Here is a 21,226-nt window from a genome sequence, read left to right as displayed (position 1 = left end):
TACGTTGTAGGTGGGTTGGTTTCGGTAACTCGCAGGATCAGAAGACCCGGGGATGCTGGGTGTGGCTCGGTGGTTCCAGCCCAGTGGTGGCTTGAAAGGATTGGCCGCTCGGCATCGGGTCTTCTGCATGTCCGCCATGGTCGCCGCCCGCTGAGCCCTCATACGCGACGGCCGCACCTTCGAACTCACAGCGCCGGAGCCTCCCGTCACGCTGGGCTGACACGCTCACAGCGAGCCACCAACCCGGGCTGACAACTCCATTGGGAATCCAATCCCCTCAAGCCGCCGAGCCGTGAAGAACCACGGGCAGCGAACTCAAGCCGTGCAGGATGTCCGAGTAGATCCAGCGCTCCGGCCCGACCTGCTCAATGCTGCCGACCATCCGGCGCAGGCCGTCCAGGACCGCCTGGACCTCCATGCGTCCCAGATAGTGCCCTATGCAGAAGTGCTTGCCGAAGCCGAAGGACAGGTGCTCGTTCGGCGATCGGTTGAGATCGAACCGGTCCGGGTCCTCGAAGACCTCGGCATCCCGGTTGGCCGAGGAGATCCACACGCTGACGACATCCCCGCTCCTAATCAGCTGGCCGCCCACGGTGACGTCGCCCGTCGCGGTGCGACCGGCGTGCAGGGCGGGCACCGTCCAGCGCAGTACTTCCTCCGCCGCGGTCTCCAGTTGCGCGCCGCCGCTCTTGAGCAGGGACCAGGCGTCCGGATGTTCCAGCAGGGCCAGCAGCCCCATGCTGATCGCGTGATGCGGGGCCTCGTCGCCGCCGATCATCATGCCGTAGCAGTTGGCCATGACGTCGGCGTTGCTGAGGTACTTGCCGTCGACACGGCTGTTCGCCAGCAGGCTCACCACGTCCTCGCCCTCGCCACCGCGCCGCTCGTCGGCCAGGTCCGCGAAGTAGAGCAGAATCTCGCCCTGGGCGGTCCGGCCGTCCTCCGGGGGCGTGTCGGAGGCGTGCTTACTCCAGGACCGAGCAGTGAGATCCAGGAGGTACTTGCGGTCGGACTCCGGTACGGCGAGAAGGTCGCAGATCATCCCAAGAGGGACATCACCCCCCACGTCGCGGACGAAGTCGCAGTTCGCGTCGTCCATCGCGTTCGCCAGCAACGCGTCTACCCTGCGGCGCAGTTCCTGCCGCATCTCTTCCAACCGCCGCGGGGAGAGCGCCTTCATCATGATGCTGCGGAGCAAGTTGTGCCGCAGCCCGTCAGTGACGGCCATCATCGTCCCGCCAGCCGGGTCGCCGCCGTTGAGCAGCATCGCCAGATCGTTGCCGCGCTCCGTCGTGAAGTGACCCTTGTCCCGATAGACGGCGGTCGCGTCGGCATGCCGGGTGATCACCCAGAATCCGGGCCTGCCCTCGCGCGCCGACTGCCAATGGACGGGCCTCGTCGCGCGCAGATGGCGCCATACCTCGCTCAGGTCGCGCTCCGCGTGCAGGCGGGGGTCGGCGAGATCGATGTCATCGATCTTTTCGGGCGCCACCATGGGTCGCGCGGTCATCATGCGCTGTCTTTCTGGTCGGTGTCGGACGGCCCGGCTGATCCGGCTCCTTGTCCACGTGACAGGCCGACCGGTTCCGCGACCGCGGCCAGCGCCTCGACGGTCGGATTGTTGACGATCTCCATGGGCGAGAGCGCGAAGCCCGCCCGGCGCGCCCGCTGGATCACCGAGACGGCAAGCAGGCTGTCGCCGCCCAGTTCGAAGAAGTTGCCCGTCACACTCACGTCGGCCCGCTCGAGTACCTGGCCGAAGATCTCGCACAATGCGAGCTCGGCGGGGGTGCGGGCAGGACGCACGGTCGCGGCTTGAGCCGGGACCGGCACCGGGAGCGCGCGCCGATCAAGCTTGCCGCTTGGTGTCGTGGGAAGGGCGTTGATGATGCCGTAGGCGGCGGGCACCGTGAAGTGAGGGAGGGAGCGACTGGCGTGTTCACGCAGCTCGCCCGATGACGGTTGCTCCGAGCCAGCGGGAATCACGTAGGCGGCCAGCTGCCTGGTTCCTCGTTCGTCCTCCTGAACTGCGGCTACCGCCTGTGCGACGAGTGGGTGGTCGGCCAGCACCGCCTCCACTTCGCCGAGTTCGATCCTGAACCCCCGCAGCTTGACTTGATCGTCGACCCGGCCGTGGAAGGAGAGGCTCCCGTCACTTCGCCAGGAGGCCAGGTCGCCGGTCCGGTACATGCGGTCACCGTTGCCTGTGAACGGATCGGCGACGAAGCGTTCGGCGGAGAGTGCCGGGCGGCCCAGATAGCCGCGGGCGAGGCCACCGCCGGCAACGTAGAGATCTCCCGGCATCCCCACAGGCAGCGGCTGGAGGTGCCGGTCCAGCACGTACACGCGGGCACCCGTGACAGGCCTGCCGATCGGCGGGGTCGCCGAGCCGGACAGGGGCTCGCTCATGGTGACGCACACCGTCGCCTCTGTCGGGCCATAAGCGTTGATCATTCGGCACTGCGAAGCCCACCGGGCGACGAGATCGCCGGAGCACGCCTCACCAGCCACCAGAAGAGTCCGCAGTTCGGGCACTGCCTCGGGGACTATGCTCGCGGCGGCCACAGGCGGGAGCACCGCGTGGCTGACCCGGCTCTCGGCGAGCATCTCGACCAACGCCTCCCCAGCCAGGGCCGACCCGGATGGCGGGATGACGAGGGTGGCTCCGGCGGCGAAGGCCGCAAGCAACTCGAAGACGAACGCGTCAAAACTCGGCGAGGAAAACTGCAGTATTCGGTCGCCGACGCCGAGCGCCATCCAGTCGGCCGCGGCCGACGCCAGATCCAGCAGTCCGGAATGCGTGACGGCCACGCCTTTCGGCTGGCCCGTGGTGCCCGAGGTGTAGATGACGTAAGCCAGTTCGGTCGCCGCGTGGCCGGCCCAGGCTCCGGACGGATCCGGATTTGCGTCCGACAGGTCCCGGATGCTGGCGGCGAACTCGGCGTCGTCCAGCACCAGTTGCGGCGGCCACGATCGCGCCGGCAGACCTTCGGCAGCCTCCTCAGTGGTGCAAAGCAACGCCGGTGCGGCGTCGTCGAGCATGAAGGACAGGCGATCGAGCGGGTAGCTGTGGTCCAGCGGCAGGAATGCGGCTCCCGTCTTGGCCACAGCGAAGACGGCCGTGATCAAGGTGATGGATCGTGGCAGGGCCAACGCCACCAGTTGCCCCGGTCCTACCCCGCTGTCCATGAGTAGACGAGCGAGCCGGTTCGCGCGGCTATCCAGCTCGCGGTAAGTTATCGCCTCGCTCCCCTGGACCAGTGCGATGCGGTCCGGACTCCGTTTCACCGGCTGCTCCAGCAGCTGGCTCAAAGTAAGGGGAGGCCGACGGTCGCCGGAACCGCTCCACTCGGCCAGGATCCGGCGCAGCTCGGCGGCGTCGAGCAGCTGTGCACTCTCGACAGGTTGGCCCGGGTTCCTCTCCACCGCTTCAAGTATCCGGACCAGCAAGGCCAGCAGCCGGTCAGCGTCCTCGCGGGCGAATTCGTCGGGCCGGTGCTCCACGCTCAACTGGATCCGGTCGCCAGGCGGGCACATGGAGAAATCCAGGGTGCAGCCGATGTCTCCGGCGCCGAGATGCGACGGCAGCCGGCTCAGCGCCAATTCCCAGGCTTCGTGCACAACCGATTCGAGTGTCTCGTCGAGCTCTTTCGCCCGGGCTGACAAGGCGGCGGTCAGCTCCTGCGAAAGGTTCGCGATACTGAGATCCTCGTGTTGATCCGTCATACCAATACGTCCTCCGAGCGCGCACGAGTTTCGGCGCACAGTCGTACCCGGTCTGGTTTGGCCATGCCGATCAGCGGCGAACTAATCCGTAGCTCGATATCGACCGATGTGGTGTGGCGAGAGAACGGCAGCGATGTGCTGCCTGATCGACCCGCTCAACGCCCTGCGTAACCTCTTCATCGGATGGCAATGAACGCTGCCCACCGCCGGCAGAACACCTCAACAGTTGACCTAAATTGTCATCACGACCGCCACTTGCTTGTTCAGGTCGCCGCCACACTGCCGCCTCGACGAGGGACCATCCGACGCCTCGGCCTGCGAACCGTCGTAGTACAGCGGGATGCTCCGGCCGGATACGGCTGAGGCCTCATCGCTGACGAGGAAGCCCACCAGGTCCGCGACCTGCGATCCGTAGTGCGCCCCCGCCCACTCCCGAGTCGAACCGGAGGGGTCGGACGTGATGAGGTTCGAAGTGATGCCGAACGGGCTCAGCTCCAGGGCGAGCGTCCGGACGAGCCCCTCCAAGCCAGCCCGCAGTACTGCGTCCTCGTGCGGCCGTGCCTGACTGGAACGGTCAAAGTCGAGGACGGTGATGACCCGGCCCCAGCCATTCTTGACCAGGGAATCGATCGATGCCCGGCTGGCCAGGAAGGCCCTGCGGAGCGGACGCTCGACGATCTCTTTCCAGTTCTGGTCGAGCAGTCCTCCCGGGCCGCGGTACGACCCGGAACCTATGATGCTCAGCAGCACGGAAGGGGTACCGAGTGAAGCGCGCACTCGGGCCAGCGCGGATTCGACGGAAGCGAGATCGTCGAGGTCCGCGAAGATGGTCACGGACCGTCGGCCCGCCTCCGCGATCGCGGCCGCTGCCGCTGTACAGGACGAGCCGACCGGGACGAGCATCGCCACGTCCATTCCCGCCTCCGCAAGGCATACAGCCCCAGCGGCATCAGCGCCGACCGCCGACAAAAGTCGGCGTCGCTCATCCATTCCTCTTCCTCCATTGGCGCATGTCGACTTGAAAGAAGTTAGCAACGCCAACTAAAGCTGTACTTAAACGTACTCAGACACGGCAGCCGTAAGTCCTGATCGTTAAGAGGTCTGTGCAGGTCAGGGGGCGGCTGCGGGCACGGGAACGGCCACCGTTTTCATGAGCGGTTGTGAAGACGTTTAAGGATCAGGTGGCGACGCGGAGCTCGGCGGTGATCCGCCGGAGGCGCCGTCGGAGTCGACGGCGCAGATCTGTTCGGCCAGGGCCCGGTCGGCGACCTGCCGCGCGGTCCGCGCGTCGGCCCTGTCCTGCCACTTGTAGTAGCTGGAACGGTTCACGCCCAGCTCCTGGCACAACCGCTTCACGCCGAAGGCGTCCCGGTGGTCGTGGACGAGCTGGAAGCGGTTCAGGAGCCGTAATCTAACTACTGCCAGGTTCGGGTCAATACCTCTGTTCTGCATGGTACTTGGGGTGATGTGGCGATTCCTTATGAAGTCCTGGCGGTACTGGATGCGAGATTCGCGGTGGTGCTGCCGCATCTGGACGAGCGGCAGCGCCGCCTGTATCTGGCGTCCGAGGCCGAGGCGCTGGGGCATGGCTGGATCTCGGCAGTGGCGAGGCTGGCGGGGGTCTCGGAGTCGACCGTCACACGAGGGCGTGAGGAACTCGCGGGCGGAGCAGAGGCGTTGGGGCGGGTGCGCAGACCCGGCGGTGGGCGCAAGCCCGCCGCCGAGCGCGACCCCGGTCTGGTGGCGGCGCGCTCGAGTTGTTGATCGCGCCGCGTGAGGTGGGCGATCCGGTGTCTTCGCTGCGCTGGACCACTGCCTCGCTGCGGGATTTGTCCCGGGAGTTGACCGATGCCGGTCATCCGGTCAGCGCTCCAGTGGTCGGCAACCTGCTGCGTGCGATGGGCTTCCGTCTGCAGGGCATGGTCAAGACTCGGGCCGGCAGTCAGGTGCCCGATCGAGACGCCCAGTTCCGGCACATCAACTCCGCCGCCGAACGCTTCCTGGCGCGGGGTACTGCCGGTGGTGAGCGTGTATGCGAAGCAGAAGTAACCGGTCGGTGACTTCGCCCGGCCCGGCCGCACCTACCGCCCCAAAGGCCAGCCGATCATCGCCCCCGACCACGACTTCATCGGCCCCGGCACCCCGGTCGTCATCCCGTACGGCATCCATGACCTGGGGCGCGACAGCGGCTGGGTGAACGTGGGCACCGACCGCAACACCGCCGCCTTCGCGGTGGAGTCCCTGCGCCGCTGGTGGAAGGTCCAAGGACACGTCGACTACCCCAGTGCCGACTGCTTACTGGTCACCGCCGATTCCGGAGGGGGCAACTCGGCCGCCTCCCGCATGTTCAGGATGGGGTGGGCCGACTTCGCCGACGAGTGCGGACTGAGCATCACCGTCATGTACTTCCCGCCAGGTACTTCAAAATGGAACAAAGTGGAACGCCGGCTGTTCTCCCGGATCACCCACAGTCTGCGCGGGCAGCCGCTGACCAGCTACGAAGTGCTGCAACGATGCTCTTGTAGGTCGCCCCGGGTGTGGACTCGTACAGGGCCACGGCATCGGCCTTGAACTCGTCCAAGTAGTCCTTCATCGTCATCGGCGGTGTTCTCGCTTCCTCCGGATCAAGCAGATCCAGTATCAGCGTGTCCACCACTCAGGGGGAGGCGCCTTCCTCGGCGACCTGGGCAAGACCCGCCGGACCGAACATGCTCGCCTGCAGCACGACTACGAGCGGGCCCTCCCGCTGGTCGCCGAGATCTGCGGAGCCTCCACCGACCAACCCGACGAGGACTCCGCATGAGGATCACCGCAGCACGACGGACCGAGAACGAGAACCGCTTCCGGGCTGCCATAGACCGCCTCTTGTGCGGTGAGATCCCGCCCGGATGCCGCTGCGACATCAAGACCCTCGCCATCGAGGCCGGCGTGGACCGCACCGTTTTCTACGGCACTCGCCCCTATGTCCACCTCCGCGAAGAGTTCGAATGCCGCCTCCAAGCCCTGCAACAGGCCGGAGAGGTCACCGACCCACGAGAGGCCCAGATCGCACGCCTGAGAGCCGAGGTGACCGCGTTGAAGGAGCGACTGAACCGCTCCGCGGGCACCATCGACGAGCTCACCGACTTCCGTGCTCAGGCCCTCGCCCGCCTCGCCGCCCAGCACGAGGAGATCATCCTCCTACGCGGCGTCATCCGTGGGGCGAACCACGTGACTCAGCTCCCGCAACCCCGAACTGTCACGTTCGGATCATGTAGTTGAGTCGCTCCGCCGTGTCCGTTGTGACGCGAAGGAGAGGCACTGCGGACAGGAGAACGAACAGTCCGAAGAGCGTGATGGGTAGTAGCCCTACCGGTTGCAGCAGCCGTGCTGGGTCAGCCTTCACCCACGGCCAGTTGCCGATCCAGTTCGTGGTCACATCCAGCGTCATCACCACCACTGCGAGCAGGATGCCGCTGCGGCGCACGCGCGCCGCCAGCACGACGACCAGCGGATCGAGGAGCGCCAGGGCGTTCAGGTATACCTGGGAGACCATCGGGAAATGCGCAAAGGTATGGATGCCGTTCATCAGCACCCAGTACAGGTGCACGCAGGCCCCTTCGCCGAAGCCGATCAAGTACACCGCAAGAACCCATCGCGCCCAGCGCGGCAGACTGCTCCACTTTTCCCGCAAATGAGCCTCCCTCAGTCCAGCCTATACAGCGCCCCCAGCCGAGCCGAAGCCGGGGCAAGAACGCAGCATCGCGGAGTGACCTGCGTCACAATGCCAGCATTGAAACGCAACACCGACGATGCACAACCTCGCCAACGTCATTACCAACAATGGCCTGTGCAATGGCCACACGGAGTCAACCGCACACGGCTTATGCGGGCACACGACATTCCTACGTCACGCACCTGACCGAGGGCGGGGTGGAGGTGTGGTGTCGGCGTTCGTATGCATTGGGGCTGAGGTGGCGGCCGTTGGCGCAGTGCCGACGGCGGGTGTTGTAGCGGGTCAGCCAGGCAAATACCGTCCTTCTGCAGGTGTTGGCGTCGCCGTAGTCGTGGGCGCCCTGAAGGGTCTCGCGTTTCAGGGACGCGTGGAAGCATCATTGCCGGCATTAGCAGTGGAATGCGTCATGGGCGTCGTCCTCCGATGTGTCCGCTATTCGGCGCACGGCATTGTCCAGCTCAGCCAGGTGCTCCAGGATCGCGTTGGTTATCGAGCCGATGTCCTCGGTGGCCTGAGTCAGGTCATCGAACCTGACTGTCAGCTGTTCCGGCATTCGATCCACCGTATCTGTCGACCACTAGAGAATGCCACGGCGAGGTATCCGGAACGAGTGCCTCCAGCCGCTGCGACAGTCCATTGTTCCTGGAATTGCACATTGCTTGACCTGCGGCTTGCCTCGGGGCTTCGGTGAGGTAAGCCGACTGGGATACAGCAGGGCCCGGGGGGAGTCGGCTTCGCCCGGTTTCATGTTGGAGGTGCCGAACGCGGCCTCCGGCTCAGTGCCCGAGTCGGCAAGAATTCGCGGTGGACGGACAATTCTCCGCTGACCAGGACATGAGCTGCCATCACCTTGTCGTGCGGGGATCGGGTACGGCTCTTGGCAGCTCGGCTTGGTTGGTCCGACGGTGCTTGCCCCGTCGCATCCGGGGGCGTATCAGCCGTCGCTTCAGTGTCCGCGCCTGGAAACGACACCCCCGTCCCACGCGAAGGTGCAGGCCAGGGACCCTGTGAGCCATCCGCAGACGAGGGCGACTGTATATCGGTGCAGCAACGCATCCCGATCTACTGACAGCCTGCGCCCGGCTCCCGCGCATCCCGTCGTGTGTCCGTGCCCTGCCGTCGCCGGCTCATCCTGTGTGAGTCTTCCCTTTCTCCAGCCCGCTTCCAAGCCCTCTCTGCGCAGCCCAACCCGGGAGGAGTCAACTCTCCACGCAGGCGCGGCCGCGCCGGGGGCCGCACATCGTGCGTGTACTCGAATTCCCGGGGCGCCGGCGTTTCTGGGTGCCTGTGAATCGGTCGTGCAGGCCGCCGCCCGCGACGCCTTGCGTCGCGCCTCCGTGAATTCCCCTGAATTCCCGTCGTGAATCCACGAGAATTCCAGCATCATCAAGCCGGAATGCGGCTCCAGTCGGGGTGCAGGTCGAGCTATATTTGAATTGTTCCCGGAAAGGCCGGGAATGGAAATCCCGCCGATGGGGACCGCCCGAAAACGGATGACGGGTGGAGTGTGCCCAGAGGCTGGCCGCTTTCGAATTCGGATATGGCGGCCCTATTGCCCCGGTGAAAGGACTTTCACGATGACGAGTACCGCCACGTCTGCGCCCGCGTCCCCGCCTTCCGGCCCCGAACCGCAGCAGTCCGCCTCCACTGCGCCGAATTCCCCCACGACGCCTGCAGGGCCGCCACCCGGCCCGGGCGCCAAGGCGCGCCCGGGCGAGTTGCGGGCGAGGATCGCCCACGTGCTGGCGGCGAGTCCGGGGAGGGTCTTCACGGTCACGGAGCTGGCGCGAAGGCTGGGGCACTCGGGTGGCGCGGTCGGCAACGCCTGCGAGACGCTGGTGTGCCGGGGCGAGGCGGAGCGGTCCGGTTCCAAACCCCGTATGTACAGGGCGACTTCGGCAACGGCCAACGCGGCCCAGAACACTGCACCGCCACCGCCCGCCCCGGGCGGCACGCCCCCCCCGTGCCGAGCCAGGCCTCCCCGCAGGCGCCTGCGGCCCCACCGGCGAACGGGCGGCCGCAGCCGATCACCCGCCCGAACGGGCAGAAGTACCACCCCCGGGCGTTGGCGCAGCTGCCGGATGTGGAGGCCCTCCAGCGGCTGCGGGAGGCGCAGGTGGCGGCGTTGCTGTACGGGCCGCCGGGAACGGGGAAGACCTCGCTGATCGAGGCGGCCTTCCCCGACCTGATCACGGTGGCCGGAGACGGCGACACCACGGTCGGCGACCCGATCGGCGAATACACCCAGGACACGAACGGCGGCTACGAGTTCGTCTACGGGCCGCTGGTGACCGCCATGCAGGAAGGCCGCGCCCTCCTCCTGGACGACGCCACCCTGATCTCCCCGAAGGTGCTGGCCGCCCTGTACCCCGCGATGGACGGGCGCAGGCAGATCCAGGTCGAAGCGCACAAGGGCGAGACCATCACCGCTGCCGACGGCTTCTACGTGATCGCCGGACACAATCCCGGGGTGCACGGCGCGGTCCTCACCGAGGCCCTTTCCAGCCGGTTCAGTGTGCAGATCCAGGTGGGCTCGGACTACGACTGGGCCGCCTCCTTGAAGATCCACCGGACGGCGGTGCGGATCGCCCGCAATCTCGCCACCCTCCAACAGGCAGACGATGTCGGCTGGGCGCCCCAGCTACGGGAGTTGATCGCCTTTCAGAAGATCGCCGATTTTGTGGGTCATCCTGTCTCCCGCACACCTCATCAGAGACAGAACTTCCCTTGCGCCACCACGACCGTATCGTCAGTGGTCAACTCGCCCCTCGGACACCAACCAGCGAGACCCCTGCTCAGCAGGGGTCTTTTGCGTTTCTGGATGCCGGTTGCCCAGCGGAGTCAGGACTACGCTCGTGACCCGATCGGAGTTGCCTGCTCACGGACCGCTTCGGTCGCCCCGCGGGTGTGCCGCCGGAACGCCCACTCCATCCTCGGCTCCACTGCGAAGCGGAAGATCCGCCGGACGGGCGGCGTGCACAGCACGGTCACGACCGCGGCGGCGACGAGCGTGACGGTGAGCTCGCCGAGCGGCCGATGGATCCAGTCGGGGGAGTACCAGCCCCAGAACTTCAATCCCTGGGCGACGAAGCCGTGCAGCAGATAGCCGTAGAGCGTGCCCGCGCCCAGCGCGGTGAACCACAGGCGGCGACCCGGTACCCAGGCCAGGAAGCAGGCGACCAGGACCATCGAGCAGCCGAAGAGAGCCAGCGTCGTCACCGGGCCGTACCAGGAGGGCGCACCCAGTTCCTGGGCGCTGTCGCGGTGGAAGAACCAGCCGCCGGTCATCCGCGGCACCGCCCAGTACGAGGCGGCGAGCGCACAGACGAACACCGGCACGGCCAGTACGCGCACCTTCCAGCGGCGCACCAGCCGGAAGTGCTCCGGCCGCAGGCACAGGCCGAACACGAAGTACGGCAGGAACTGCAGCACCCGCTGCAGATCGAGGTCGTTGCCGATGGACGGGGAGACGGTCGCCAGCATCGCGACGACGAGCGCCACGGGCAGCGGCCGGCGCAGCTTCTGCCAGATCGGGGTGGTCAGCCGCCAGATGAACAGCGCCACCAGGAACCACGTCAGATAAAGGGGATCCAGGAGGGTGATCGGCCGGTCCGGGACGCCGTCGGTCCAGCGGGTGAAGAGGGTGTACGCCGTCTCGAAGAGGACATACGGAACGGCGACCCCGGTCACGAGTCGTCTGATCTTCGCCGGGCTCGCGTCGAAACCGCGGGAGAAGTAGCCGGAGATCACGATGAACGCCGGCATGTGGAAGGCGTACACGAGGTCGTAGAGCGCGGTGACGGTCCGGCTGCCGTCCCGCAGCGGCTCCCACGCATGGCCCATCGCCACCAGCACGATCGCCAGGTACTTGGCGTTGTCGAAGTAGGCGTCGCGCTGCTTCACCCGCCCTTGCTGCACACCGCTTGGGGAACCTGCGCTCTCTGGTGCGTGTCTTACTTGAGTTACGGCTGTGGTCTGGGGGTGGGACATCCCACGCGCCTGACCGGTTCCGCGCGGCGTAAACCACCCGAAGAGGTGGGCCTGCTCTCACTGCGACGGAGCAGGCGTTGGGCGCGACCGTGCAGCCCGGTAGAGGGAGGACGGGTGGAAAGCAGGACAGGGAGCTCAGAGGTCGAACTCGTGCGGCGGCAGGTCGAGGGTGAAGCACGCCTCCCGCACCACGGCCTGCTCCGTCTTGTCGAAGTCGCCGTCCGCGCCGCCGATGACGATGCCGATCTGAACGACCGCACGGGCCTCGGCGGGCTTCTTCTTCGCCTTGGCGATCTCCTGCAGCACGCTGACCTTGCCGAAGGCGAAGTCCGTCGTCAGCTTGTTCAGGTTCTCCTCGAAGCGGCGGCGCAGATCGTCGGCGGGGAAGTTCTGCAGGACCTCGTTGGTGGCGATCAACTGGGCCACACGCTGCCGCTCGGCCGGGTCGATGGTGCCGTCGGCGGCGGCGACCAGGGCGCACATCGCCATGCTGGCGTCGCGGAAGGCTCCGCTCTTCAGGTCGTTCTTCTTCGCCACGAGCTGGGTCTGCATCGTCGACGCGGATTCCTTGATGCGGTCCCACAGGGCCATGAGAACTCCATCTGTTCGGTGTCGTAAGAGATCTGCGGAGAGCTACCGAGAGCTACCGAGATCTACAGCACCGGAGAAACTAGTGGCGCGGCGGATAAGTTCCGGTCGTTCCAGGAAAGTTCACTTGCCGCGTGCCGCCCAAAAATCCGGTGCCCCGCCCGTTCCGAAGTCCCTAGACTCGCCACGCACCGTGCGTCGCCGTGACGTGCGGGACGAGTGAGGAGGACGGCCGTGCGTTACTGCACCGATGTCGTCGTCCCCTGCTCGCAGTACGAGGTGATCCTCGTGTCCCCGTCCGTCCGGTGCCGGCTGCGCGGCCGGTACCGGATGTCCGTGACGAACGTCTGACGCGGCCTGCCGTATTCACCGGCGCCTGTGGTCGGACCCGTTCGCCCGGGAATAGCGCTGCCCTTTTCCGATCATCGCCGATGATCAGCGATCACCAGAAAGGCCAACGGGCCGTGCGCACCAACCTCAACCCCCTCACCGTCGTCCGCAACCTCGGCATCCTCGCCCATGTCGACGCCGGCAAGACCACCGTCACCGAGCGGATCCTGTACGCCACCGGCACCACGCACCGGCGCGGCGAGGTCCACGACGGCACCACCGTCACCGACTTCGACCCGCAGGAGCGCGATCGCGGCATCACCATCTTCGCGGCGGCGGTGAGCTGCGCCTGGGCCGGCCACCGGATCAACCTCATCGACACGCCCGGGCACGTCGACTTCGCCGACGAGGTGGAGCGCTCGCTGCGGGTGCTCGACGGCGCGGTCGCGGTGTTCGACGCCGTCGCCGGTGTCGAGCCGCAGAGCGAGTCCGTGTGGCGGCAGGCCGATCGGCACGGTGTGCCGAGGATCGCGTTCGTCAACAAGCTGGACCGGGCGGGCGCCGACCTCGACACGGCCGTCGCGTCGATCCGTGAACGGTTGCATCCGGCGCCGCTGGTCGTGCAGTTGCCGATCGGTGCGGAGGACGGCTTCCGCGGTGTCGTCGACCTTGTCCGCATGCGGGCGCTCGTCTGGGGCGACGGGAGCGACACGGCCGTCGAGGGGCCGGTGCCGGAGGAGCTGCGTGAGGAGGCGCAGCGGCGTCGGCGGCTGTTGGAGGAGGCGGTGGCCGAACTGCACACCGGTGCGCTGGATGAGTTCTGCATGCGGGCGACAGTGTCCGCGCAGACCCTCGTCGGCGCCCTGCGCGACCTGACGCGCAGCGGCGACGGCGTGGTGGTGCTGTGTGGCTCGGCGTACCGCAACCGCGGCATGGAACCGCTGCTCGACGCCGTCGTCTCGTATCTGCCCTCGCCGCTCGACGTGCCCGCCGTACAAGGCACGTTCGACGGTACGGAGCAGAGGCGGGCAGCCGATCCGGTGGCGCCGTTCGCGGCGCTCGCCTTCAAGGTGAACGCCACCCCGACCGGGCGGCTGACGTATCTACGGGTGTATTCGGGAACGATCGAGAAGGGAGACGCCGTGTGGGACGCGGGCACGCGCCGCACCGAGCGGATCGGGCGGATCCTGCGGGTGCAGGCCGACCGGCACGCCCACATGGACCGTGCGGTCGCCGGGGACATCGTCGCCGTGGTCGGGCTGAAGTCCGCCCGCGCCGGCTCGACCCTGTGCGCCCCCGGCGCGCCGATCGTGCTCGAACCGCCGGTCGTCGCCGAGCCGGTGGTCTCCGTGGCCGTCGAGCCCCGCAGGTCCACCGACGCCGACAAGCTCGCCTCGGCACTCGCGCGGCTGGCCGAGGAGGACCCCTCGCTGGTCGTGCGGACGGACCCCGAGACCGGTCAGACGGTGCTGTCCGGGATGGGCGAACTGCACCTTGAGGTCGCGGCGGAGAAGCTCCGGCGCGCCCACGGGGTGGAGGTCAACGTCGGCCGTCCGAGGGTGAGTTACCGCGAGACGGTCGGCCGCGGGGTGTCCGGGCTGGTCTTCCGGCATGTCAAACAGGACGGCGGAGCGGGGCAGTTCGCGCATGTCGTCCTCGATGTCGACTCGCTGGAGGCCGGGTTCGAGTTCCGCTCGGCCGTCGTCGGCGGGCGGGTGCCGCAGGAGTACGTGCGAGCGGTCGAGGCCGGCTGCCGGGACGCCCTCGCCGAGGGACCGCTCGGCGGTCACCCGGTGACCGGGCTGCGCGTGACCCTCACCGATGGGGCGACCCATGTGAAGGACTCCTCGGAGACGGCCTTCCGCACGGCCGGCAAACTCGGCCTCCGGGAGGCCCTGCGGGCCTGCGCGATGGTCCTCCTGGAACCGGTCGTCGAGGTCACGGTCACCGTTCCAGAGGACGCCGTCGGCGGCGTCCTCGGAGACCTCGCCGCCCGCCGCGGCCGGGTCTCGGGCTCGACCTCGCGCGGCGGCTCGGCGGTCGTCACCGCCACCGTGCCGCTGGCCGAACTCTTCGGCTACGCAACCCGGTTGCGCAGCCGAACCCAGGGCCGCGGCACCTTCACGGCCCGTCCCACGGGCTACGCCCCGGCCCCGGCGGTCGCACCGGTCCGGTGACCGACGCGGCGGCCCCCCCATACGCGGGTGGGGCCGCCGCTCGTTCACGGATACGAGACCACTGTGGACGGTACCGTCGACGTGCCCGACGTCGGCGTGCCCGTGTCGTTGATGACGTGCTCGTACTGGCCCTGGCCACCGAGGGACACCACCAGCAGGTCGTGGAAGCGTACGCCGGGGCGGTTCGGGGCGGCGAAGCCGTTGTGCTGCACGATCGTCGGGTCGACGTTGTAGTAGCAGTAACTGCCCAGGCCCCAGCCCTCGTGCGCGGTGACGCCGTCGCCGACCTTGTAGGCGGCGTAGCCCTTCACGGCCCCGTTCTGGACCGCGGCCTGGTTCGGGGCGTCGTAGGCCTTCTCGTTCTGGAAGAAGATCGTGCGACCCCGCTGCCCGTACCACTGCACGTCGTACTTGTTGAAGTGCTCGACGAACAGGCCGGTGCACAGCACGTCGTCGCCGTTGACGACGATCCCGTAGTCGGCTCGGTTGGTGTCCCAGCCGACGCCGGTGCCGTGGTCGGCGCGCCAGACCCAGGTGTGGTCGACGATGGTGTGCCGGCTGTTGATCACCATGCTGGTGGTGGCCCTTCCGGCGCCCGCGCCGCCGATGCGGACGAACACGTCCTGCACGGTGGTGGGGTTGGTGGAGTGGTCCCGGGAGGAGCCGCGCGGGCCGATCTCCAGCAGGGTGGGGGAGTTGACCGGCCCGGCGTCGATCAGGAATCCGGCCAGGCGTACGCCGTCCACGTCGGCTACACGCAGAGCCGTGACTCCGTCGTCGGGTACCAGAGTTGCGTACCCGAGGCCCAGCACGACCGTGTTGGCGCGGTTCACCCGGATCGGCTGGTCGAGGTGGTAGATCCCCGGTGTCAGTAGTAGGTGAAGCCCCTGTTTGAGCGCCTGGTTGAGCGTGGCCGCGGAGACACCCGGCCTGGCGACGTAGAACTGGGACAGCGGGAGCGACGTGCCCCGTGGGGTGCCGTTGCCCCAGGTGACACCGCGGGCCTCGGTCCGCTTCTCCGGCAGGAACACGCGGAGGTCGGAGGTGCCGCCGACGTACAGGAAGGGTTTCTCCCGGGAGACCGGGGTGGTGGCGAGTGTGGTGTACGGCGGGTTAGGGAAGCTCTGCGCCGGGGCGCCCTCGACGCCGGAGAACACCATGTTCCAGACGCCGTTGAGCCAGCTGCCGATCGCGCTGTCCCGGGTGTACCACTGCTGCTGCGAGTACGGGCCGACCTGGCCGTCGATGCGGCTGTCGGCGATGTAGCCGCCGCTCGCCCAGCCGTAGCCCGTGGGCGAGAGGTTGAGGCCGCCGCGGACGTGCATACGGCGGAAGGGGGCCGCCTGTGCGACCGCCCACCGGTTGGTGCCGTTCGCCGGGACCAGGGCCAGGTTCTCCGCCGAACGCCAGAAGTTCTGCGTCGCGTTGCCGTTGAACCAGCCCGCGTCGACCGTGACGTCCCCGTCGATCGTAGTGTCGTCGGGGGAGAGGCCCAGGCCCATGATCGAGGTGTAGAAGCCGAGTCGGGCGTTGAGGTCGTGGTAGGTGCCGGGCTTGAACAGCAGCGCGTAGCGGCCGGTGCCGAACTGGGCCGACTCCTGCTGCCTGAACACCTCGTCGAGCCTGGCCTGGATGCCCGGGGTGGCCGGGTCGAAGACCAGGACGTTCGGGCCGAGGTCGCCGCCGCCGGGGAGGAGTCGGGGCTTCCCGCGCGACGACGGGGCGGCGGACGCGCGGGCGGACAGACCGAGCACCGCGGGGGCGGATACGGCGGCTGCGCCGAGGACGGTTCTGCGGCCTGTCGCGGGCGGGGCGGAGTCGGGCAGGCCTGAGTCGGGCAGGGGCATGGGGCGGCTCTCCTGTTCAGAAAGTGAACGAGGCGGGGTGTGGGAGCGCTCTCTCGCCGGTGAATGCTTCAACTATCCGAACTCGCGCGTCAAGGGGTACGACCGGAGTTCCACAACGGCTGCCGCACCCCTTGACGGGACCATCCCTTGAGGTTTAACTCACGTCCTAAATTAAGCCATGAGTGCAATCCCCGAAGGGACACCGGGAGCCATGCGCAGCATCCGAGCCGCGGCCGTAGGCGCCGTCACCGTGTCACTCGCCCTTGCCGCCTCGGCCTGCGGAGGCGGGTCGGCGACGGGCGGCGGGTCCAACGACTCGCCGAGAACGCTCACGTACTGGGCCTCCAACCAGGGCGCGAGCATCGCCGTGGACAAGAAGGTCCTGCAGCCCGAGCTCGACAAGTTCGAGAAGCAGTCGGGCATCAAGGTGAAGCTGGAGGTCGTCCCCTGGTCGGATCTGCTGAACCGGATCCTCACCGCCACCACCTCCGGCCAGGGCCCCGACGTCCTCAACATCGGCAACACCTGGAGCGCCTCCCTGCAGGCCACCGGCGCACTGCTGCCCTGGGACGCCGGGAACTTCGCGAAGATCGGCGGCAAGGACCGCTTCGTCGACTCCGCACTCGGCTCGACCGGAGCGACGGGCAAGGACCCGGCGGCCGTACCGCTGTACTCGATGGCCTACGCCCTCTACTACAACAAGGAGATCTTCGCCGACGCCGGCATCTCCAAGCCCCCGGCCACCTGGGACGAACTGGTGGCGGACGGCAAGAAGATCAAGGCGAAGGGCAGGTCGCCGCTGGGCGCCGAGGGGGCGAACCTCGCGGAGAACATCCACCACGTCTTCGTCTTCGCCAAGCAGCACGGCGCCGACTTCTTCACCGCCGAAGGCAGGCCCGACTTCACCAACGACGGCGTGGTCACCGCGGTCAGGCAGTACGTCGACCTGATGGCCAAGGACAAGGTCATCCCGACCGGCGACGCCGAGTACGCGCAGAACCAGTCCGTCAGCGACTTCGCCAAGGGCAGGCAGGCCATGCTGCTGTGGCAGTCCGCCGCCGCCAACCTCAAGTCCCAGGGCATGAGCGAGAGTTCGTACGGTATCGCGCCCGTGCCCGTGCAGTCCGGCACCCCCGGCACCGGCACCCAGGTCAACTCGATGGTCGCGGGCATCAACCTCGCCGTCTTCAAGAACACCCACAACCTCGACGGCGCCACGAAGTTCGTGAAGTTCATGACGAGCGACGCGGAGCAGAAGATCCTCAACACGGCGTACAGCTCGATCCCGCCGGTGCGGGCAGCCCAGTCGGATGCCGCGTTCAACAGCGCGTCCAACTCCGTGCTCAAGCAGACACTCGCGACGAGCGCCGCGGCGCTGCCTCAGGTCGCCGACGAGTCGCAGTTCGAGACGGCGGTCGGTACGGCGGTCAAGGACCTGCTCGCGGACGCTGCGGCCGGGCGGGCGGTGACCGCCGACTCGGTGAAGGCGGCGCTCGAAAAGGCCCAGCAGCAGATGCCGGCGAAGTGAGCCCGATGACGGCCACCGCCCTCAAGGAGCCTTCGGTGAGCGGGAGCCCCTCCGGGGCGGCGGCACGCGACCAGCGTGGCCGCCGCCCCGGCCGGATCCGCCGTACCGGACTGCCGTACCTGCTCCTGCTGCCCGCCCTGGTCCTCGAACTCCTGGTGCACCTCGTGCCGATGGTCATCGGCATCGTCATGAGCTTCAAGGAGCTCACGCAGTTCTACATCCGGGACTGGGGCACCGCGCCCTGGGCCGGCCTCGGCAACTACCGGGTGTCGGTGGACTTCGACGCCCCCGTCGGCGAGGCACTGCTGCACTCCTTCTTCGTCACGGTCGGCTTCACCGTGCTCTCGGTCGGCCTGTGCTGGCTGATCGGCACGGCGGCCGCGGTCCTCATGCAGGACACCTTCCGCGGCCGCGGCCTGCTGCGGGCGCTGTTCCTGGTGCCGTACGCCCTGCCGGTGTACGCGGCCGTCATCACCTGGGTGTTCATGTTCCAGCACGACAACGGCCTGGTGAACCACGTCCTGCACGACCAGCTGCACCTCACCGACCAGCCGTCCTTCTGGCTGATCGGCGACAACAGCTTCTACGCACTGCTCACCGTGTCGGTCTGGAAGGGCTGGCCGTTCGCCTTCCTGATCGTGATGGCCGGCCTGCAGAACATCCCGCGCGAGCTGTACGAGGCGGCCGCCCTGGACGGCGCCGGGATGTGGCAGCAGATCCGCCGCATCACGCTGCCGTCGCTGCGGCCCGTGAACCAGGTGCTGGTCCTGGTCCTCTTCCTGTGGACCTTCAACGACTTCAACACGCCGTACGTCCTGTTCGGCAAGGCCGCCCCCGAGGCCGCTGACCTCGTCTCGGTCCACATCTACCAGGCGTCCTTCGTCACCTGGAACTTCGGCACGGGGTCCGCGATGTCCGTACTCCTGCTGCTCTTCCTGCTGGTGGTGACGGGCGTGTATCTGGCGCTCACCTCGCGCGGACGGAGGACGGCCGATGTCTGAGGCCCAGCGGCTCAGGTCGCCCATGGCCCCGCCGAGTTCGTTCCTCTGGTCCCGGCGGATCCTCCTCACCCTGCTCACCGGCTTCGTCCTGGTGCCGGTCTACGTCATGGTCTCCAGCTCACTGAAGCCCCTCGCCGACGTCACGGGCAGGTTCCGCTGGCTGCCCAGCGGCCTGACGATCCGCCCCTACATCGACATCTGGTCGACGGTCCCGCTGGCGCACTACTTCCTGAACTCGCTGATCGTCGCGGGCACGGCGACCGTCTGCTCGGTGGTGATCGCGGTGTTCGCCGCCTACGCCGTCAGCCGCTACAGCTTCCGCGGCAAGCGAGTCTTCACGGTCACCGTCCTGTCCACCCAGATGTTCCCGGGCATCCTCTTCCTGCTCCCGCTGTTCCTCCTCTACGTCAACATCGGCAACGCCACCGGCATCGCCCTGTTCGGCTCCCGCGGCGGTCTGATCCTCACGTACCTGACCTTCTCCCTCCCGTTCTCGATCTGGATGCTGATCGGGTACTTCGACTCGGTGCCGCGCGACCTGGACGAGGCGGCGCTGGTGGACGGCTGCGGACCGCTGGGCGCGCTGCTGCGGATCGTCGTACCGGCCGCGATCCCCGGGATCGTCGCCGTCGCCGTCTACGCCTTCATGACCGCCTGGGGCGAGGTGCTCTTCGCCTCCGTCATGACCGATGACACCACCCGCACGCTCGCCGTCGGCCTCCAGGGCTACTCCACCCTCAACGACGTCTACTGGAACCAGATCATGGCCGCCTCGCTGGTCGTCAGCGTGCCCGTGGTGGCCGGCTTCCTGCTGCTGCAGCGCTATCTCGTCGCCGGGCTGACGGCAGGTGCCGTCAAGTGACCCGCTCCAGCCACTTCGAAGGGACTTCCGTGTCCGACCGCATCGACCTCGCCGCCTTCCCGCCCGACTTCCTGTGGGGCACGGCCACGGCGGCGTACCAGATCGAGGGAGCCGTCGCGGAGGACGGCCGCTCCCCGTCGATCTGGGACACCTTCTCCCACACCCTCGGCAAGGTCGCGGGCAACGACAACGGCGACGTCGCCTGCGACCACTACCACCGCTGGCGCGAGGACATCGGCCTGATGCGTCAACTGGGCACGAACGCCTACCGGTTGTCGATCGCGTGGCCGAGGGTGGTGCCGGGCGGGGACGGACCGGTCAATCCCAAGGGCCTCGCCTTCTACGACGAGCTGATCGACCGGCTGCTGGAGGCGGGCATCGTGCCCTCCGTCACCCTCTACCACTGGGACCTGCCGCAGACCCTCCAGGACCGCGGCGGCTGGCCCGAGCGGGAAACCGCGCTCGCCTTCGCCGAGTACGCCTCGGTCGTCGCCGCGCGTCTCGGTGACCGCGTGTCGCTCTGGGCCACGCTCAACGAACCGCTGTGCTCGGCCTGGATCGGCCATCTGGAAGGCCGGATGGCCCCCGGCCTCACCGACCTGACGGCCGCCGTCCGCGCCTCCTACCACCTGCTGCTGGGCCACGGCCTCGCCGTCGAGGCGATCCGCGCGGCTGCCGCGTCCGCGCAAGTCGGCCTGGTCACCAACCTCTCCACCGTGCACGCCGCCACCGACCGCGACGAGGACGTGCGGGCCGCGCGCCGACAGGACGGCCACGTCAACCGCTGGTGGCTGGACCCGGTGTACGGCCGCGGCTTCCCGGCCGACATGCGCGAGGTGTACGGCGTCGAACTCCCGGAGCGGCAGGGCGACTTGGCGGCGATGGCCGCCCCGCTCGACTGGCACGGCCTGAACTACTACATGCCGGCGACCGTCGCCGACGACCCCTCGGCCCCGGCACCCCATGTGCGTTCGGTCCGCCGCCTCGGCGTCCCGCGCACCGGCATGGACTGGGAGATCGACGCGAACGGCATCGAGGCTCTTCTGCTCCGGCTCACCGAGGAGTACGGCGCCCGCAGGCTGTACGTCACCGAGAACGGCTCGGCCTACCCGGACGTCGTACGCCCGGACGGCACGGTGGACGACCCCGAACGCCAGGACTACCTGGAACGCCACCTCGCGGCCTGCGCCTCAGCGGTTCGCAAGGGCGCCCCGCTGGCCGGCTACTTCGCCTGGTCGCTGCTCGACAACTTCGAGTGGGCGTACGGCTACGACAAGCGGTTCGGACTGGTCCACGTGGACTACCGGACGCAGGTGCGGACGATCAAGGGCAGCGGACACCGCTACGCCGAGATCGTCCGCGCCCACCGGGGCCGTACGCGCAAGGCGGCCTGAGACAGCACCGCTCCGCCGGACCCGGACCGCCTCCGGACCGCCTCCCGACCGGACCCGGACCCGGGAGC

Annotated in this window: 15 protein-coding genes and 3 pseudogenes; 8 read left to right on the top strand and 10 right to left on the bottom strand. The window is 68.0% G+C overall.

Features of this window, described 5'->3' with window-relative positions:
• Positions 1–277: 277 nt before the first annotated feature.
• The 4 genes from LJ657_RS23600 to LJ657_RS23585 all read right to left on the bottom strand — a co-directional run bounded on the left by LJ657_RS23600 (position 278) and on the right by LJ657_RS23585 (position 5,055).
• Positions 278–1,495 (bottom strand): cytochrome P450, encoded by a 1,218-nt coding sequence (locus tag LJ657_RS23600; RefSeq protein WP_232650717.1) that lies wholly within the window; start codon positions 1,493–1,495, stop codon positions 278–280.
• Between the two features lie 14 nt (positions 1,496–1,509).
• Positions 1,510–3,726, bottom strand: coding sequence for a non-ribosomal peptide synthetase (locus tag LJ657_RS23595; protein ID WP_232650716.1), 2,217 nt, complete (start codon positions 3,724–3,726; stop codon positions 1,510–1,512).
• Between the two features lie 231 nt (positions 3,727–3,957).
• Positions 3,958–4,716, bottom strand: coding sequence for an SDR family oxidoreductase (locus tag LJ657_RS23590; RefSeq protein WP_269786809.1), 759 nt, complete (start codon positions 4,714–4,716; stop codon positions 3,958–3,960).
• A gap of 180 nt (positions 4,717–4,896) precedes the next feature.
• The gene (locus tag LJ657_RS23585; RefSeq protein ID WP_232650748.1) at positions 4,897–5,055 is read right to left on the bottom strand and encodes a hypothetical protein; all 159 of its coding nucleotides are present in this window, start codon (positions 5,053–5,055) and stop codon (positions 4,897–4,899) included.
• A gap of 138 nt (positions 5,056–5,193) precedes the next feature.
• Here LJ657_RS23585 and LJ657_RS49370 point away from each other — a divergent pair.
• Both LJ657_RS49370 and LJ657_RS23570 read left to right on the top strand, forming a co-directional pair.
• Positions 5,194–6,234 (top strand): annotated as a pseudogene (locus tag LJ657_RS49370) (ISAzo13 family transposase); the annotation flags it as partial.
• Between the two features lie 291 nt (positions 6,235–6,525).
• Positions 6,526–6,987, top strand: a complete 462-nt coding sequence (locus LJ657_RS23570; RefSeq protein ID WP_232650713.1) for a hypothetical protein — start codon at positions 6,526–6,528, stop codon at positions 6,985–6,987.
• Here the strand turns inward: LJ657_RS23570 and LJ657_RS23565 are convergent.
• From LJ657_RS23565 to LJ657_RS23555, 3 genes and pseudogenes are all read right to left on the bottom strand, one after another.
• Positions 6,965–7,399: a hypothetical protein gene (locus LJ657_RS23565; RefSeq protein WP_232650712.1), complete on the bottom strand. Its 435-nt coding sequence runs from the start codon at positions 7,397–7,399 to the stop codon at positions 6,965–6,967. The two genes, LJ657_RS23570 and LJ657_RS23565, sit on opposite strands and share 23 nt — an antisense overlap.
• A 211-nt stretch (positions 7,400–7,610) precedes the next feature.
• A pseudogene (locus LJ657_RS23560) lies at positions 7,611–7,805 on the bottom strand (hypothetical protein); the annotation flags it as partial.
• Positions 7,806–7,829: 24 nt separating this feature from the next.
• Positions 7,830–7,994 (bottom strand): hypothetical protein, encoded by a 165-nt coding sequence (locus tag LJ657_RS23555; protein WP_232650711.1) that lies wholly within the window; start codon positions 7,992–7,994, stop codon positions 7,830–7,832.
• A gap of 1,177 nt (positions 7,995–9,171) precedes the next feature.
• Between LJ657_RS23555 and LJ657_RS23550 the strand changes: the two are divergent.
• Positions 9,172–10,127, top strand: a pseudogene (locus LJ657_RS23550) (AAA family ATPase); the annotation flags it as partial.
• Positions 10,128–10,288: 161 nt separating this feature from the next.
• On the opposite strand, the gene LJ657_RS23545 reads toward LJ657_RS23550, so the two are convergent.
• Both LJ657_RS23545 and LJ657_RS23540 read right to left on the bottom strand, forming a co-directional pair.
• Positions 10,289–11,431: an acyltransferase family protein gene (locus tag LJ657_RS23545; protein ID WP_232650710.1), complete on the bottom strand. Its 1,143-nt coding sequence runs from the start codon at positions 11,429–11,431 to the stop codon at positions 10,289–10,291.
• A 135-nt stretch (positions 11,432–11,566) separates the two neighbouring features.
• Positions 11,567–12,022 carry a tellurite resistance TerB family protein gene (locus LJ657_RS23540; protein ID WP_232650709.1) on the bottom strand — a complete coding sequence of 152 codons (456 nt, stop codon included), beginning with the start codon at positions 12,020–12,022 and terminating at the stop codon, positions 11,567–11,569.
• Between the two features lie 428 nt (positions 12,023–12,450).
• Here LJ657_RS23540 and fusA point away from each other — a divergent pair, with 428 nt between their 5' ends.
• Positions 12,451–14,526 carry an elongation factor G gene (fusA, locus tag LJ657_RS23535; protein ID WP_269786807.1) on the top strand — a complete coding sequence of 692 codons (2,076 nt, stop codon included), beginning with the start codon at positions 12,451–12,453 and terminating at the stop codon, positions 14,524–14,526.
• Positions 14,527–14,570: 44 nt separating this feature from the next.
• Here fusA and LJ657_RS23530 read toward each other — a convergent pair whose 3' ends face one another.
• Positions 14,571–16,373: a pectate lyase-like domain-containing protein gene (locus tag LJ657_RS23530; RefSeq protein WP_232650708.1), complete on the bottom strand. Its 1,803-nt coding sequence runs from the start codon at positions 16,371–16,373 to the stop codon at positions 14,571–14,573.
• 211 nt (positions 16,374–16,584) lie between these two features.
• Here LJ657_RS23530 and LJ657_RS23525 point away from each other — a divergent pair, with 211 nt between their 5' ends.
• The 4 genes from LJ657_RS23525 to LJ657_RS23510 are packed head-to-tail and all read left to right on the top strand — an operon-like array spanning position 16,585 to position 21,158.
• Complete coding sequence (locus tag LJ657_RS23525; protein ID WP_232650707.1) at positions 16,585–17,901, top strand: ABC transporter substrate-binding protein; 1,317 nt, start codon at positions 16,585–16,587, stop codon at positions 17,899–17,901.
• Between the two features lie 5 nt (positions 17,902–17,906).
• Entirely contained in the window at positions 17,907–18,902 is a 996-nt protein-coding gene (locus LJ657_RS23520) for a carbohydrate ABC transporter permease (RefSeq protein ID WP_232650706.1), read from the top strand.
• Between the two features lie 22 nt (positions 18,903–18,924).
• The gene (locus LJ657_RS23515; protein ID WP_232650744.1) at positions 18,925–19,764 is read left to right on the top strand and encodes a carbohydrate ABC transporter permease; all 840 of its coding nucleotides are present in this window, start codon (positions 18,925–18,927) and stop codon (positions 19,762–19,764) included.
• Positions 19,765–19,793: 29 nt separating this feature from the next.
• The gene (locus LJ657_RS23510; protein WP_232650743.1) at positions 19,794–21,158 is read left to right on the top strand and encodes a GH1 family beta-glucosidase; all 1,365 of its coding nucleotides are present in this window, start codon (positions 19,794–19,796) and stop codon (positions 21,156–21,158) included.
• Positions 21,159–21,226: the final 68 nt, after the last annotated feature.

Source organism: Streptomyces guryensis (assembly GCF_021261325.1).
GTDB classification, from domain to species: Bacteria; Actinomycetota; Actinomycetes; order Streptomycetales; family Streptomycetaceae; genus Streptomyces; species Streptomyces guryensis.
The sequence above is the reverse complement of the archived record's forward strand: the minus strand, read 5'-3'. Positions and strand labels throughout refer to the sequence as shown.